Here is a 14,234-nt window from a genome sequence, read left to right as displayed (position 1 = left end):
GGGCTGTTGCGATCCCCACAAAACCACGCCACCCCTTCCATTACAAACAGACAAAACAATCACTTAAGCCATCGTTCATCACTAGGCACGGGGTTTGCTGAGACCACCACGGCACACTTACAAACCCGCGGGGTCGACGCCCCGTCAGTCGTGGAGGCCAGACGATGGAGTCAAAGCAAGCAGGGCCGGAGCGGATATCCCCCTCGAACTGCGCCGGGCGGGGGTGCGGCGGTGGCGACACGCTCGACCGGCTCCCTGCCGCGATCCGCGAGCGGGTGCACAACCACCCCTGCTTCTCCGCCGACGCCCATCACCACTATGCCCGCATGCACGTGGCCGTAGCACCGGCCTGCAACATCCAGTGCCACTACTGCAACCGCAAGTACGACTGCGCCAACGAGTCACGTCCCGGCGTGGTCTCCGAGCTGCTCGAACCACAGCAGGCGGCGGCCAAGGTGGCAGCGGTGGCCGCCCACATCCCCCAGCTCGCGGTGGTCGGCATCGCCGGACCGGGCGATCCACTGGCCAACCCCGAGCGCACCTTTGCGACCTTCCGACTGATCGCCGAGCGCACCCCGGACCTCAGGCTGTGCGTCTCGACCAACGGCCTGGCGTTGCCCGAGACGGTCGACACCCTGTGTCGCTACAACATCGAGCACGTCACCGTCACCATCAACTGTCTCGACCCCGACATCGGCGCCGAGATCTATCCCTGGGTGTTCTGGAACAACCGCCGCGTGCGCGGTCGCAAGGGCGCCGAGATCCTCATCGAGCAGCAGCAGCTCGGGCTCGAGCGGCTGGTCGAGCGCGGCATGCTGGTCAAGGTCAACTCGGTACTGATCCCTGGGGTCAACGATCAACACCTCACCGAGGTCAGCCGCGCGGTCAAGGCCAAGGGGGCCTTCCTCCACAACCTGATGCCGCTGATCGCCGCGCCCGAGCACGGCACCTTCTACGGCCTGATGGGCCAGCGCGCGCCACGCGCCAGCGAGCTACGCGCGCTGCAGACCGCGTGCGCCGGTGAGATGGCGATCATGCGTCACTGCAAGCAGTGTCGCGCCGACGCCGTCGGCATGCTCGGCGACGACCGCAGCGCCGAGTTCACGCGCGAGCGCATCGCCACCCTGGAGATCGACGATGACGCCGCGCTGGCGCGCCGCGCCGCCACGCGCGAGGCGATCGAGCGACGCCGTCAGGCAGCCACCCCGGCCCTGGTTCCCGTAGCCACGCTGAGTCCCCCTCGCCCCACCACCCGCGCGGCACGCATCGCGGTGGCCAGCAGCGACGGTCGGCGGGTCGACCAACACTTCGGTCAGGCCGAGCGCTTCCTCGTCTACGAGGTCGACGAGCAGGGCGAACGGCTGCTCGACGACCGCCCACTCGCGCGCTACTGCAACGGCGCCGAGCACTGCGACGAGGACGACGACGCCCTGGCCCCGGCACTGGCCGCGCTCGCCGACTGCGCCATGGTGCTGTGCGCGCGCATCGGGCTCACCCCCTGGGAGGGACTCGAGGCGGCGGGCATTCGCCCCAACGGCGAACTGGCGATGTCACCGATCGAGCAGGCGCTGCACGCGGCCCATCGCGAACTCGCCGACCTGGGCGCCCTGAGCGTCGACGAACCCCAGTGCGCCACCCTGAGCGCCTAAGCCACGGAGGTCCCCGAGATGGCCCTGAAGATCACCGCCGGATGTGTCAACTGCTGGGCCTGCGAGCCACTCTGCCCGAGCGCGGCGATCGAGCCGGCCAGTCCGCACTTCTACATCGACCCGGTCGCCTGCTGCGAGTGCGCGGGCACCTATGCCGAGCCGCAGTGCGCAAGCATCTGCCCGATCGAGGGCGCGATCGTCGACGCCTGCGGCGGCGCGCTCAACCCACCCGGCTCGCTCACCGGCATCCCACCGGACCTGCTCGAGCAGGCCCGCGCGCGCATTCGGGCCCGCTGACCCCGACCCCCGGGTCCGGCACCAGGGATGCCCGCGGGCCCGGCACCATCACCAGGAGACGATGGAGGCGAGACCATGGCCACGCCCTGCCCCGAACGCACCCGCGAGATCCAGCGGATCTTCGTCCGGTTGATGACCCGGGCGGTCGGCGCAGGCAACGACCATGCCTTCGCCTGTATGATCGCCAGCCGTGCCTGTGGACTCGGTGCCCTGCCACCCTGGCTCGGGCTCGCCCCCGAGGCATTCACCGCGCTGATGGGCTATCACTTCCCCGGGGTCTCACCGGAGGTGCTCTCCAGCCTCGACGGGGTGGCGTCCAACCCCGCGCGCGAGGACGAACGCGCCGAGTTGGTGATACTGCTCGGTGCCCAGCGAGCCGGGCACACGCACTCGGAGCTGTGGATGGCCGAGGTCGTCGCCGCCGGCTGCATGGCCGCTGATCACCTGTGGCAGGACCTCGGACTGTGGAACCGCCGCGCGCTGACCGCGCTGATGCGACGCAACTTCCCGCGCCTGGCCATGGCCAATCGCGGGGACATGAAGTGGAAGCGCTTTCTCTACAAACAGTTGTGTGAGCGCGAGGGCGTCTATCTGTGCCGGGCACCATCATGCGAGGAGTGTGCCGACTACCATGTTTGTTTTGGACCTGAGGAATGACCTCGCCACCGGCGAGACCACCGCCAACGCCATCCAAACCCGTGCCCAGGGGGCCTATCTGGGGCTGGCCATCGGGGATGCCCTCGGCGCCACCGTGGAGTTCATGACCCCGGCCGAGATCCGCGCCCGCCACGGCATCCACCGCGATCTGATCGGCGGTGGCTGGCTCAGACTGCGCCGCGGTCAGGTTACCGACGACACCGGGATGTCGCTGGCACTCGGGCGCGCCCTGCTCGCCCGGGGCCGGGTCGAGGCCGGCGCCATCGCCGAGGCCTTCAGCGGCTGGATGCGCACCAAACCGGTCGATATCGGTCACACCGTGCGTCGGGGCATCGCCCGCTACCGTCGCACCGGCGCCACCGAGGTCCCGGAGAACACCTATGACGCCGGCAACGGCGCCTGCATGCGTACCCTGCCGGTCGCGCTCTTCACCCTCGGCGCGGAGACCGAGGACGTCGCTGCAGCCTGCCGCACCCAGGCCCACGTCACCCATCACAACCCGCTCTCGGACGCCGCCACCCTGACCGTGGTACGCATGGTACAGAGCGCCATCCTCGGCGCCACCCGCGAGCACCTGCGCGAACTGGCCGACGCCCTGGTGGCCGAGGATGCCCGCTTCGCCTTCGACCGTGGCCGCGCCGAGAACCCGGGCGGCTATATCGTCGAGACGATGCGCGCGGTGCTGCAGGCGCTGTTCGCCACCGACGGTCTCGAGACGGCGCTGATCGACGTGGTCAACCGTGGTGGTGACGCCGACACCACCGGCGCCATCCTCGGCATGATCGTCGGCGCGCTGCACGGCCCCGAGGCCATCCCGCGGCGCTGGTTCGACGGACTCGAACGCACCAGCGCACGCGCCTGCCTGGTGCAGGCGCAGGCGCTGGTGAACGCCTCGACGCTGTGTCGCGGGCGCGCTCAGCCGCGATAGAAGTCGAACAGCAGTACGAACACCGCGCTCGCCACGGTGAGCCCGACGAGCATCACCGGGATGCCGACGCGCAACCAGCCGAGCGGGGTGATGCGGGCCTCGGGGATGCCGCTGCGCTCGGACTCGGCCACGCAGATGACGTTGGCGGTGGCGCCGATGTGCGAGCCGTTGCCGCCGAGCCCGACGCCGATCGCCAGCGCCCACCACAGCGGGGTGATGTTCACCCCCTGCTGTTCGAGTCCGAGCACGATCGGGATCATGGTGACGGTGAAGGGGATGTTGTCGACCACCGCGCTGAGCAGCGCCGCCACCCACATCAGCGCCAGACAGGTGAGCAGCAGCGTCTGCGGATCCTGCGCCAGGCGTGCCAGCCGGAACCCGACCCAATCGAGCAGCCCCGAGGCCTCGACCCCGCCGACGATCACGAACAACCCGGCGAAGAACACCAGCACCGACCACTCGAGCTTGCCGAACAACGCCTCCGGGTCGGGACGCAGCAGCACCAGTGCCAGCGCCACCGCGATGAAGGCGACATAGGCCGGGAACAGATGCAGGCGGTGATGGACGAAGAACAGCACGATCGCCAGACCAAGCGCGATCAGCCCGCGCCGCAGCCGGATCGGGTGCTTGATCGCACGGCGCTCGTCGAGGTCGATCACCGAGCCCTCACCGTGCGGCGTCAATTCGCGTCGGAACAGCAGCAGGATCAGCACCACCGTGACCGCCCAGGAGACGACGACCAGCGGCCCCATGTGCACCAGGAAGCGGGTGAACTCGATCCCACCGGCGCTACCGATCATGATGTTGGGCGGGTCACCGACCAGGGTCGCCGCCCCACCGATGTTCGAGAGCATCGCCTCGGCCATCAGGAAGGGCAGCGGATTGAGCGAGAGGATGCGGGTAATCAGCACCGTCAGCGGCGCAAAGATCAGCACCGTGGTGACATTGTCGAGGAACATGCTGATCAGGCTCACCGCCAACGCCAGATAGACCAGCAGCAGCCGCGGGTTGCCGCGCGACCACTTGGCAATACGGATAGCCAGGTAGTCGAAACCGCCAGTGGGCCGCAGCAGCACCACCAGCATCATCATCCCGGCGAGCAGGAACAGGGTATTGGCGTCGATCGCCATCACCGCCTCGGCCTGGTCGTAGAAACCACCGAGCATCCCCACCCCGATCATCGCAACCGCGCCGATGATCGCCGCACTGGTGCGGTGGATCACCTCGCCGAAGATCAGCACATAGGCGGCAATCATGGTCAGCCCCGCGGCCACCATCTGGCCGTTGAAATGGGGTACCGTCGCAAGCTCGTTCACACGCCCTCCTCGTCTCTGGCCAGCATGCAACCGACGATCGCCATCCGCGTCACCACGCCGCGGTACTCACCACCGTCGACCAGGAACAGATAGGAACTGTTGTAACGCTCCATGATCGCCAGCCCCTTGATCAGCGGCGACTCGGCACTGATCGTGGCGCGGGTCTCGAGCACGTAGGCGCTCGCGTCCTCGGCGAGGATGGCACCGCGTCTCGCCTCGGGCAGATCGACATTGTCGATGTGGTCGCCCAGATAGTCGGCCGCACCGACCAGGAAGTCGGGGATGCAGGTGTGCTTGACGATGTGACGCAGCGACACCCGGCCGCAGACCCGCCCCTCGGCATCGGCATAGGGCAGCCCGCCGACGTTGCAACGCACGCACTCGCGAAACACCTCGCGCAGGGTCATGCCAGGCCTGACCACCAGGGTCGGGACGGCAAGTTCGATCAGCTTCATGGAGATAGCCTTCCGCTCTAGGACGACCGCAGATCGCGCGCCGATCTCGGTCTGGACGCGCCCCGCAGGCCCTTGATCGGGATCCGTGTCGCGGGGCGCCGCAGCACGAACCGCGCGGCGGAGGCAGGGACGGAACTGGGCTCACGCCCGTGTCAGCGCCGTGACAACATCGCCCGTCGCCGCAGGTCATGACCGAACCTGCCCGTCACGCGGCGCGTTCGGGCCGGGACAGGGGGGTAGCGGGTTCGGATCGGATCGCGCGATCGCGCATGCGGGTCGAGATGTTGCGCGATCAGTCTAGCATCCGAGTGCACCACCCGTCGCACACGCCTCGTGACCCAGGTAGGCGAGCCCAGCGCGCAACTCCTCCACCCCGGCCTCGACGATGGCGAGCCCCTGGCGCGCGCAGAAGCGACGCGCCTTGGGGCTGGGCTCGGGGATCAGTGCCCAGCCCGCGGGCGAGGCGGCGCCATGGATCAGCTCGGTGACCAGCATCCGCTCGGTGTCACGGTCGAGGTTGAGCCCCAGCAGTAGATAGCGCAGCCCGCGACGACGGGCCTTGACGAACGCGGGGATCGCGAAACCGCCCATCAGCTCGGTGAGATAGTCGACGAAGTCGGCGTCCGAGGCGATATAGGTCGCCCCCGGCTCGGGGCTGCCGAGCGGCTTGAACAGCACTGGCAACGCCGGATCGACCGCCGCCTGCTCGACCTCACGATACCCCGAACCGTCGTGGACATGGATGCGGAAGCGGTAGTCCGTCCCCCCCACCCGGGCGATGCCGCGCACCAGCACGTGCGGGCGCTCGGCATAGAGGTGCTGGAGCTGGAGGTCGCGATTGAGGTCGATGACATAACCTGGTGAGGTGCCGGCCAGCCAGGCGTGTAACGGTGCCTGCGTCCACGCCTGTCCCGCGTAGGTGGCATCGAGGAAGCGCTGCACCGCCCCGCGCCCACGCTTGAGTTCGACGCTCATCGCCGCGCGCGAGAACTCCCACATCAGCCGCCGCGACATCGGCCGCCCGCCGTTGAGCGCGAGGATCAGCGAATCGCTGTCGGCCGGGATCGGCTCGCCACGTTCGCGATCGACCACCCCGGCGAGCGCGCCGGGCCCCAGACAGGGCACCAGCTCGCCCCGCGCAAGGGCATCAACGAGAGATTCCAACAGGCTCGACATCCGGACCTCCGTGGCTGCGACGCTGTATTCAGGTGCAAACCACCGCAAACTCCGGACCATGGCAGGCCAGACACCCGCGATCGGCGCCAGAGCGCGGGCGGCGGGCGTGATCGCCATCCCACCATGCCCACCCGGCGACGTCCGTGATCCGACGAACCCCGACACAGCGTCGCAAACCCCACAGCCGTCGCTGGCTGGTGTGCGCCGGTTTCGGCTAGCATGCCGCCATCGCCCGACAGCCCTGGACAGCCCGACCGATGACGCCCTCCCCATCCGACCTCGCCGACCTGCTCGCCGAGCGTCTCACCGCCACCGCCGACCTGCTCGAGCGCACCCGTGCCGATCGCGCACTGCTCGAGGGCTGCGTGCGCGCGGCGACGCGCACCGCCGCGGCGATCGCCGCCGGCGGCACCCTGTTCATCTGCGGCAACGGCGGCAGCGCCGGCGAGGCCACCCATCTCAGCGGCGAGCTGATCGGCCCCTTCGCCGACAAGACCCGCCCGGCGCTGCCGGCGATCGCGCTCGGCTTCGATCCCAGCGCCGCCACCGCGGTGGCCAACGACTTCTCCTTCAACGAGGTCTTCGCCCGCCAGCTCGCCGGACTCGCCCGACCCGGCGACGTGCTCTGGGCGCTGACCACCAGCGGGCGCTCACCCAATGTGCTGCGCGCCCTCGAGGTCGCCGCCGAGCGCGGGCTCTACGGGGTGCTGCTCACCGGCGCGCTACCCGCCGAGGCCACCCCGCGCGGCGCCGACCAGGTGCTCGCGGTGCCCTCGACCGAGACCCCACGGGTGCAGGAGCTGCACCTGATGCTCGGTCACTTCCTCTGCGAGGCGGTCGAGGCGCTCGCCGCAACCAGCTCTAGGGCATAGAGCCAGGGCCAGCGCTTGCCGGTGACATAGAGCAGGTCCTGCTCGGGGGCGTAGGCGATGCCGTTGAGCACGTCGGCCTCGGGGGGACGTTGCGCGCGCGGCCACAGCGCGCTCAGGTCCAGGGTCGCGGTCACCGCCCCGCTGGCCGGGTCGATGCGCACCAACCGGTCGCTGCGCCAGACATTGGCCCAGATCCCCGTCGGGGTGTACTCCAGCTCGTTGAGCCAGCGCAGCGGACGGCCCCGCTCGCGCACCAACACACGGCGCCGGATCACGCGCCGCTCGGGATCCATGACGCTCAGATAGGCGCTGCCGTCGCTGATGATCCAGTCGCGCCCGTCATGGGTGATACCCCAGCCCTCGCCGGGGAGGGTGAAGCGATCGACCGGGGTGAGGGTCGCGCGGTCGTAGATCAGCCCGACCCGGGCACGCCAGGTGAGCTGTACGATCCGATCCCCCCAGGGGGTGATGCCCTCGCCGAAGAGGCGCTCGGGCAGGTCGTGACGCTGCAGCACCCGGCCAGTGGCAAGCGCGACCCGGCGCAGCGACGAGCCGCCATACTCGCCGGTGCCCTCGAACAGCGCGCCGTCGGCGAAGGCCAGTCCCTGGGTGAAGGCCCCGGGGTCGTGAGCAAAGCGCGCCACCACCCGATAGTCGAACGCGACCACCGGCGGCGCGTCACCGCGCCCCGCCTCGCAGCCACCCACGACCAACGCCAACACCAACCACCAGCCCCGAGTCATCACGCCCCCCGTCGTCACCGCGCCTCGGGCGCACTCACCCGCCCTTGCCGTCATCGCCGCGCTGGTAGTCGCTGCGCGAGCCGGTCAAATCCCAGGCGAAGGTACAGTCGAGATGCGAGAGTACCGCGATCAAGCCGGGCTCGCCGTCCTCGAGCATCACCTGCAGCGGCGAGCGCAGGGCGAACTGGCGGCAGGCGCGACGCACCCACTGCCGGCGCATCTCCGGGCTGCGTGGAAAGCTGGTGCGCAGCGCCGCCTCGATGCGCAGTAGGTAGTCGACGCGACGGGAGGTCTCGGGGTGATCGGGTAGCGGCACATGACCGAGCTGGCGGGGCCGTATCCCGACCGGTAGCTGCAGCAGGGCACGGACCTCGTCGGCACCTAGTTGCCAGGAACCGAGCAGGGCGACGAGCGCGTGAGAGTGATCGAGGCGGGGATCGGACATCGGCGTCTCCAGTGAGGCCCGAACACGGCGGGCCGCATTTGACGGAACGTGTACTGAGGCCATCAGGCTATCCGGCAAAGGCTACGGACGTGGAGATGGCGGTCGCAGCCGATCAGGGCAAGGTGAGTCAATCACCGTGACCAATCGATGCTCAGTTAGCCGTCACTCTTCGGACGTCTTCTCGTCACTCGCGCGCAACCTCTCGTCCACACTGAGCATTTCCACATCCGTCGGACTTGTGGATAACTTTGTGCACAAAACTGAGGCAGACGTCGCGGGAAAGGCCGACAGGGATCGTCTCGGCCCCTTTCAATGCGCCTGGAGCAGAAAAAATAAACCAATAAAAACAAAGCGATAAAAACTACCCGCAGGCATCAACGCGTCTGCATAAAGGCCCTTCGAAACAGCCGTGAATAGGGCTTGACAGATGTGAACAACCCAGCAAAGTCGGTCTGAACTGGGCCACCAACGCCCCCATCCGAGACCCCACCGACGCTCCCCGCGAATGTCGCGACGCCAGCGGCCCGCCCCCGTCGACAAGAACGCCACCAGGCGCCGTCACCACCGCCCAGCCCTCGGACTTGGAACGACAGGTCACGATCCGTATATCCTTTGCACCACCAGCATGCCCGCGCCCGCAGTCCGCCCGCCGATGTCCCAGACACCGCCCGGCGATCCATCCACGCCACCGGACAGGACGTAGACCAGCATGACAGCCAACGACCTCGCCCCCCTGCGCACCCATATCAGCGCCCGCATCGTCGGTCAGCACGCCTTCGTCGACAGCATGTTGGTGTGCCTGCTCAGCGACGGGCACCTGCTGGTCGAGGGCATGCCAGGGTTGGCCAAGACCACCGCGGTCAAGGCACTCGCCGAGGGGCTCGAGGGCGACTTCCACCGCATCCAGTTCACCCCCGACCTGCTGCCCTCGGACCTGATCGGCACCGACATCTACCGTCACGAGCGCGGCGAGTTCGAGTTCCGACAGGGACCGCTGTTCCACAACGTGCTGCTCGCCGACGAGATCAACCGCGCCCCGGCCAAGGTGCAGTCGGCGCTGCTCGAGGCGATGGCCGAGCGCCAGATCACCGTCGGCCAGCGCACCTATCCGCTGCCCGGGCTGTTCATGGTGCTGGCGACCCAGAACCCGGTCGAGCAGGAGGGCACCTATCACCTCCCCGAGGCCCAGCTCGACCGCTTCCTGATGCAGGCGGTGGTCGACTACCCCAGCCGCGACGAGGAGCTGGCCATCCTCGCCCTCGACCAGCGCCGCCACACCGAACCCAGCCCACCACCGCAGCACCGGCTCAGCCAGGCCGAGCTACAGCGCGCCCGCGCCGAGGTCGCCGCACTGCACCTCGACCCCCGCCTCGAGGGCTATGTCGTCGACCTGGTGCAGGCCACCCGCGACCCCGGTCGCTATCACCCCGAACTGGCGCGCTGGTGCCGCTTCGGCGCCTCGCCGCGGGCGAGCATCGCCCTGGCCCGCTGCGCCCGCGCCCGTGCCTGGCTCGACGGCGAACGCTTCGTCGCCCCGCACCACATCCAGGCGGTGGCCCCGGAGATCCTCCGCCACCGTATCCTGCTCAGCTTCGAGGCCGAGGCCGAGGGCGTCACCACCGACACCTTGGTCGAACGCCTGCTGGCCCTGGTCGCCATCCCCTGAGCGCCGCCATGCAGCAGCCCGGCGTCCGCCTCGACGACCTGCTCGAACTGCGTCACCAGGCCCGCGCCCTGGGTCTGCCCGCGCACCACCTGGTCAACTCGCCCTTTGCCGGGCTCTACGCCTCGGTATTCCGGGGCGCCGGCATCCACTTCGAGGAGGTGCGCGAGTACCGCGCCGGTGACGATATCCGCTACATGGACTGGAAGGTCACCGCGCGCACCGACGCCCCACACCTCAAGCTGTTCCGCGAGGAGCGCGAGCGCGCGGTGCTGCTCTGCGTCGAGCGTGGCGCGCACCTCGAGTTCGGTACCCGCAACACCTTCAAATCGGTACAGGCGGCGCGCGCCGCGGCACTGATCGGCTGGGCCGCGAGCCGACTCCACGATCGCGTCGGCGGATTGGTGTTCGGCCCCCGGCACGCCCGGATGATCCGCCCGGCGCGGGGGCGACGTGCGCTCTGGCAGCTGCTGCGCGCGCTCGCCGAGCCACTCGACGAGGTCGCCATCACCCCGCTAGCCGTGCCGCTGCGCCGTGCCGCCGCCGGGTTGCCACCGGGTTCGCTGCTGTTCCTGATCGCCGATCTCGACCAGGACCAGCCCGGGCTCGAGACCCTGCTCGGTGAGCTACGCCAGCGCCACACCCTGGTGCTGCTCGCGCTCGACGACCCGGCCGATCGCGAGATCCCGGCGATGGGCCGGGTCGACTTCGTCGGGCCCGACGCTCGCCGCTACCAGCTCGACACCGACGACCCCGCCGCCCGCAATGCCTATCGCACGGCCTGGGAGGCACGCCGCGCGCGACTGCGTGCCAGCGCCCACCGTCTCGGGGTGATGCTGATCCCGATCGCCACCGACACCGAGATCCATCTGGCGCTGGTCCACGGGCTGGCTCGTCACGCCCGAGCGAGGGCACGCCGATGATCGATCACGGCGGGCTGCGCGACATCCACGACATCGGCGCCGTCCCCTGGTGGCCGCCGGCCCCCGGTTGGTGGCTGCTCGCGTTCGCCCTCGGGCTCGGCGGCTGGCTGCTGTGGCGCAGCCGTACCGTGCTCGGGCACGGCCTGCTACGACTGATACGCGCCCGCAGCGGCTGGCGCACCGACGCCCGCAGACAATTGCATGCACTAGCGCACCGTGAACGCACCGGCGAGGACCCCGCCCGGTTGCTCGCCGAGTTCTCCGAGCTGCTACGCCGCATCGCCATCGCCCGCTGCGGACGAGATGGCGTCGCCGGACGCTGCGGCGAGTCCTGGCTGGCCTGGCTCGAACGCGCCGACCCGACGGGCTTCCCCTGGCGTGCACACGGCCAGGCGCTGATCGGCGCGCGCTATGCGCCCCCGGCGGAGGTCACCGAGACCGCGCTCGCACCACTGATCATGGCGACCCTCGCCTGGACCCGGGCCGCGCCCTACCGGGAGGGCGGCGATGCTTGAACTCCACTGGCCCTGGGCCGCGCTCGCCCTTCCCCTACCCTGGTTGCTGACACTGCGACGCCGTCGCGCCGGATCACGCCCGACGGCATCGCCATCGACCACCCCGGGGCTGCGCCACCCCCACCCCGAGCGGCTAAGCGCGGTCTTTGCCACCGGCGCCGGCGCGACCGGCGATGCGCGCCTCACCCGCCTGCTGTGGCTGCTGCTGTGGCTGGCGCTGGTCGCCGCGCTCACCCGGCCACAGTGGCTCACCCCGCACACCGAGATCAGCACCCCGGGCTACGACCTGATGCTCGCCGTCGACGCCTCGCACTCGATGGCCGCGCTCGACCTCGGCGACGGACGCCAGCTCGATCGCATGCAGGTGGTGCGCACGGTGATGGACCGCTTCGTCGCCGGGCGCCGCGGCGACCGCGTGGGGTTGATCCTGTTCGGCGCCCAGGCCTTCGTGCTCACGCCGCTGACCCTCGATCGCGCCGCAGTACGCCAACAGCTCGCCGACCTGGTCCCCGGGGTCGCGGGCGCGGCCACCGCGCTGGGCGACGCCATCGCCCTCGGCACGCTCAAGCTGCGCGAGCGTCCCGCCGGCTCACGGGTGCTGCTGCTGATCGCCGACGGCGACAACAACGCTGGCAGCTTCGACCCGCGCGAGGCGGCACGACTGGCCGCGCAGTACGGCATCCGCATCCATGTCATCGGCGTCGGCAGCCAACAGCAGCGCATCCCGATCCGCGAGGAGGGACGCATCCGCTATCGCGACGATCTCACCATGGACGAGGAGACGCTGCGCGCGATCGCCGCCCTCACCGGCGGCGACTACTTCCGTGCCACCGACGGCGACGCCCTGGCGCGCATCTCGGCGCAGATCGACGGGCTCGAGAAGACCGCGAGCGAGGCGCGCACCCTCTACCTGCCCCAGCCGCTCTACCGCTGGCCGCTGCTGCTCGCGCTGGCGGCGTTGCTCGCGCTGGGGATCCGGGATCGCGGGGTGGCGTCATGAGCGCCGGCGGACCGCACCTGGCCGAACCGCTGTGGCTGCTCGGGCTGCTGGCGATCCCGGCGCTGTGGTGGTGGCGGCGACGCCGCGCGCCGTTGGCACGTGCGCCGAAGGCGTTGCGCGCCTACGCCGATGCCCACCTGCTGCCGCACCTACTGGTCGCGCCACCGACGCCGGGGCGGCGGGGTCATCCACTGCGCCGCTGGGCGCTGCTCTGGACCCTACTGGTGCTCACCCTCGCCGGGCCGCGCTGGGGTTATCAGGAGGTGCGGCTGTTGCAGCCCGGCAATCATCTGCTGGTGCTGCTCGACGTGTCGCGCTCGATGCGTTGCACCGACCTCGCCCCCGACCGGCTCGGGCGCGCCCGTCAGGAACTCGAGGACCTGATCCGTGCCAATCGCCATCACCGTCTCGGGCTGATCGCCTTCGCCTCGGTCCCGCACGTGCTCGCCCCGATCACCGAGGACAACGACACCCTGCTCTCGCGCCTGCCCGTGCTCGCCACCGACCTGGCCAGTCCGCAGCTCCAAGGCAGCAACCTCGAGGCCGCGCTCGAGCGCGCAGCGACGCTGCTCGACCCGCGATCGACCGACACCGGGCGCGCCATCCTGTTGATCTCCGACGGCGACTTCACCACCCCGCTGCCACTCGAACAGGTACGCACGCTCGCCGCACGCGGCATCCGTCTGCACGTCCTCGGCATCGGCATCGAGCAAGGCACCTTGGTGCCCGCGCCCCAGGGCGGCTGGATACATGACCCCATGGACCCGACCCGCCAACCAGTGCGCTCGGCACTCGAACCCGAGCGGCTCGAGGCGCTCGCCGAGGCCGGTGACGGGCGCTATCGCGTGGCCACCCAAGACCAGTCCGACACCCGCGCACTGCTCGCCGCCAGTGCCGAGCAGGCGCGATCGGCCGAGGTCGGCGAGGAACGGGCGCGGATCTGGAACGAGCGCTTCTGGATCCCCTTGATCGTCCTCGCATTACTGGTCCTGTCCGAGTTCCGCCATCCCTGGCGGCGCCCCTGGGGGGGATCATGAGCGCGCGCCTGACACTCGCGCTGCTGCTCTGTCTCGGCACTGCGCCAGCCACCGCCGATTGGTTCAAGAACCGCGCCCAGCGCGCCTATGGTGACTATCTCGCCGGCGATTACGCCGCCGCCGCCGAGGGCTTCAGCAACCCCTACCGACGCGGTGTCGCACTCTATCGCGCCGAGCGCTACCAGGAGGCCGAACGCGCCTTCGCCGAGGCCGCCGAGACCGGCGAACACGGCGGCGCGGCGCACTACAACCAGGGCAACGCCCGCTTCCAGCTCGGCGACTACGCCGGTGCCGTCACCGCCTATGGCGAGGCCCTGCGGCGCGACCCCGAGGACGCCGACGCCGCGCACAACCTCGCCCTCACCCGCGCCCTGCTCGCCCGGCTCGAACCCGAGCAGGAGGACGAGGACGAAGAGGAGAATCAGGAACAGCAGGAACAGCAGGAACAGCAGGAACAGCAGGAACAGCAGGAACAGCAGGAACAGCAGGAACAGCAACAGGAGTCTGAACCATCGGAGCAGTCGGAGCAGTCGGAGCAGTCGGAGCAGTCGGAGCAGT

At 69.8% G+C, this 14,234-nt stretch carries 16 protein-coding genes; 11 read left to right on the top strand and 5 right to left on the bottom strand.

Annotated elements, in window-relative coordinates; translation table 11 throughout:
- The first annotated feature begins 164 nt into the window (after window positions 1–164).
- From nifB to draG, 4 genes are all read left to right on the top strand, one after another.
- Window positions 165–1,649 carry a nitrogenase cofactor biosynthesis protein NifB gene (gene nifB, locus HF203_RS05190; RefSeq protein ID WP_168667325.1) on the top strand — a complete coding sequence of 495 codons (1,485 nt, stop codon included), beginning with the start codon at window positions 165–167 and terminating at the stop codon, window positions 1,647–1,649.
- An 18-nt stretch (window positions 1,650–1,667) separates the two neighbouring features.
- Window positions 1,668–1,946 carry a 4Fe-4S dicluster domain-containing protein gene (locus tag HF203_RS05185; RefSeq protein ID WP_168667323.1) on the top strand — a complete coding sequence of 93 codons (279 nt, stop codon included), beginning with the start codon at window positions 1,668–1,670 and terminating at the stop codon, window positions 1,944–1,946.
- A gap of 75 nt (window positions 1,947–2,021) precedes the next feature.
- Window positions 2,022–2,603: a nitrogen fixation protein NifQ gene (locus tag HF203_RS05180; RefSeq protein WP_168667321.1), complete on the top strand. Its 582-nt coding sequence runs from the start codon at window positions 2,022–2,024 to the stop codon at window positions 2,601–2,603.
- A complete protein-coding gene (draG, locus tag HF203_RS05175; protein WP_168667319.1) occupies window positions 2,578–3,531 on the top strand; it encodes an ADP-ribosyl-[dinitrogen reductase] hydrolase in 954 nt (317 codons plus the stop codon). Before HF203_RS05180 ends, draG begins: the two co-directional genes overlap by 26 nt.
- Here the strand turns inward: draG and HF203_RS05170 are convergent.
- The 3 genes from HF203_RS05170 to HF203_RS05160 all read right to left on the bottom strand — a co-directional run bounded on the left by HF203_RS05170 (window position 3,519) and on the right by HF203_RS05160 (window position 6,478).
- On the bottom strand, window positions 3,519–4,847 hold the full coding sequence (locus tag HF203_RS05170) for an SLC13 family permease (protein ID WP_168667317.1): 1,329 nt from the start codon (window positions 4,845–4,847) through the stop codon (window positions 3,519–3,521). The genes draG and HF203_RS05170 overlap by 13 nt on opposite strands.
- Window positions 4,844–5,302 carry a CBS domain-containing protein gene (locus tag HF203_RS05165; protein WP_168667315.1) on the bottom strand — a complete coding sequence of 153 codons (459 nt, stop codon included), beginning with the start codon at window positions 5,300–5,302 and terminating at the stop codon, window positions 4,844–4,846. The genes HF203_RS05170 and HF203_RS05165 overlap by 4 nt, the downstream gene beginning before the upstream one ends.
- 297 nt (window positions 5,303–5,599) lie before the next feature.
- Window positions 5,600–6,478 carry an SIR2 family protein gene (locus HF203_RS05160; RefSeq protein WP_168667313.1) on the bottom strand — a complete coding sequence of 293 codons (879 nt, stop codon included), beginning with the start codon at window positions 6,476–6,478 and terminating at the stop codon, window positions 5,600–5,602.
- 257 nt (window positions 6,479–6,735) lie between these two features.
- Between HF203_RS05160 and HF203_RS05155 the strand changes: the two genes are divergently transcribed.
- Window positions 6,736–7,350: a D-sedoheptulose-7-phosphate isomerase gene (locus tag HF203_RS05155; protein ID WP_168667311.1), complete on the top strand. Its 615-nt coding sequence runs from the start codon at window positions 6,736–6,738 to the stop codon at window positions 7,348–7,350.
- Here the strand turns inward: HF203_RS05155 and HF203_RS05150 are convergent.
- Both HF203_RS05150 and HF203_RS05145 read right to left on the bottom strand, forming a co-directional pair.
- Window positions 7,296–8,093 (bottom strand): glutaminyl-peptide cyclotransferase, encoded by a 798-nt coding sequence (locus HF203_RS05150; RefSeq protein ID WP_168667594.1) that lies wholly within the window; start codon window positions 8,091–8,093, stop codon window positions 7,296–7,298. The genes HF203_RS05155 and HF203_RS05150 overlap by 55 nt on opposite strands.
- A 34-nt stretch (window positions 8,094–8,127) precedes the next feature.
- On the bottom strand, window positions 8,128–8,538 hold the full coding sequence (locus HF203_RS05145; protein ID WP_168667309.1) for an antitoxin Xre/MbcA/ParS toxin-binding domain-containing protein: 411 nt from the start codon (window positions 8,536–8,538) through the stop codon (window positions 8,128–8,130).
- A gap of 709 nt (window positions 8,539–9,247) precedes the next feature.
- Here HF203_RS05145 and HF203_RS05140 point away from each other — a divergent pair.
- The 6 genes from HF203_RS05140 to HF203_RS05115 all read left to right on the top strand — a co-directional run.
- Window positions 9,248–10,204: an AAA family ATPase gene (locus HF203_RS05140; protein ID WP_168667308.1), complete on the top strand. Its 957-nt coding sequence runs from the start codon at window positions 9,248–9,250 to the stop codon at window positions 10,202–10,204.
- Window positions 10,205–10,212: 8 nt separating this feature from the next.
- The gene (locus HF203_RS05135; RefSeq protein ID WP_168667306.1) at window positions 10,213–11,124 is read left to right on the top strand and encodes a DUF58 domain-containing protein; all 912 of its coding nucleotides are present in this window, start codon (window positions 10,213–10,215) and stop codon (window positions 11,122–11,124) included.
- On the top strand, window positions 11,121–11,639 hold the full coding sequence (locus HF203_RS05130) for a DUF4381 domain-containing protein (RefSeq protein WP_168667304.1): 519 nt from the start codon (window positions 11,121–11,123) through the stop codon (window positions 11,637–11,639). The genes HF203_RS05135 and HF203_RS05130 overlap by 4 nt, the downstream gene beginning before the upstream one ends.
- Window positions 11,632–12,639 (top strand): VWA domain-containing protein, encoded by a 1,008-nt coding sequence (locus tag HF203_RS05125; protein WP_168667302.1) that lies wholly within the window; start codon window positions 11,632–11,634, stop codon window positions 12,637–12,639. Before HF203_RS05130 ends, HF203_RS05125 begins: the two co-directional genes overlap by 8 nt.
- Window positions 12,636–13,676 (top strand): vWA domain-containing protein, encoded by a 1,041-nt coding sequence (locus HF203_RS05120; RefSeq protein ID WP_168667300.1) that lies wholly within the window; start codon window positions 12,636–12,638, stop codon window positions 13,674–13,676. The genes HF203_RS05125 and HF203_RS05120 overlap by 4 nt, the downstream gene beginning before the upstream one ends.
- On the top strand, window positions 13,673–14,234 hold a 562-nt coding region (locus tag HF203_RS05115), incomplete at its 3' end, for a tetratricopeptide repeat protein (protein WP_168667298.1). The genes HF203_RS05120 and HF203_RS05115, both read left to right, overlap by 4 nt.

Source organism: Marichromatium bheemlicum (assembly GCF_012276755.1).
Lineage (GTDB): Bacteria > Pseudomonadota > Gammaproteobacteria > Chromatiales > Chromatiaceae > Marichromatium > Marichromatium bheemlicum.
This window is presented reverse-complemented; position numbering and strand designations above follow the sequence as displayed.

What these genes read in the sequence shown, in the direction of transcription:
- nifB (WP_168667325.1), top strand. Translation starts at nt 165, where the DNA reads ATGGAGTCAAAGCAAGCAGGGCCGGAGCGGATATCCCCCTCGAACTGC.
- HF203_RS05185 (WP_168667323.1), top strand. Translation starts at nt 1,668, where the DNA reads ATGGCCCTGAAGATCACCGCCGGATGTGTCAACTGCTGGGCCTGCGAG.
- HF203_RS05180 (WP_168667321.1), top strand. Translation starts at nt 2,022, where the DNA reads ATGGCCACGCCCTGCCCCGAACGCACCCGCGAGATCCAGCGGATCTTC.
- draG (WP_168667319.1), top strand. Translation starts at nt 2,578, where the DNA reads ATGTTTGTTTTGGACCTGAGGAATGACCTCGCCACCGGCGAGACCACC.
- HF203_RS05165 (WP_168667315.1), bottom strand. Translation starts at nt 5,302, where the DNA reads ATGAAGCTGATCGAACTTGCCGTCCCGACCCTGGTGGTCAGGCCTGGC.
- HF203_RS05160 (WP_168667313.1), bottom strand. Translation starts at nt 6,478, where the DNA reads ATGTCGAGCCTGTTGGAATCTCTCGTTGATGCCCTTGCGCGGGGCGAG.
- HF203_RS05155 (WP_168667311.1), top strand. Translation starts at nt 6,736, where the DNA reads ATGACGCCCTCCCCATCCGACCTCGCCGACCTGCTCGCCGAGCGTCTC.
- HF203_RS05150 (WP_168667594.1), bottom strand. Translation starts at nt 8,093, where the DNA reads ATGACTCGGGGCTGGTGGTTGGTGTTGGCGTTGGTCGTGGGTGGCTGC.
- HF203_RS05145 (WP_168667309.1), bottom strand. Translation starts at nt 8,538, where the DNA reads ATGTCCGATCCCCGCCTCGATCACTCTCACGCGCTCGTCGCCCTGCTC.
- HF203_RS05140 (WP_168667308.1), top strand. Translation starts at nt 9,248, where the DNA reads ATGACAGCCAACGACCTCGCCCCCCTGCGCACCCATATCAGCGCCCGC.
- HF203_RS05135 (WP_168667306.1), top strand. Translation starts at nt 10,213, where the DNA reads ATGCAGCAGCCCGGCGTCCGCCTCGACGACCTGCTCGAACTGCGTCAC.
- HF203_RS05130 (WP_168667304.1), top strand. Translation starts at nt 11,121, where the DNA reads ATGATCGATCACGGCGGGCTGCGCGACATCCACGACATCGGCGCCGTC.
- HF203_RS05125 (WP_168667302.1), top strand. Translation starts at nt 11,632, where the DNA reads ATGCTTGAACTCCACTGGCCCTGGGCCGCGCTCGCCCTTCCCCTACCC.
- HF203_RS05120 (WP_168667300.1), top strand. Translation starts at nt 12,636, where the DNA reads ATGAGCGCCGGCGGACCGCACCTGGCCGAACCGCTGTGGCTGCTCGGG.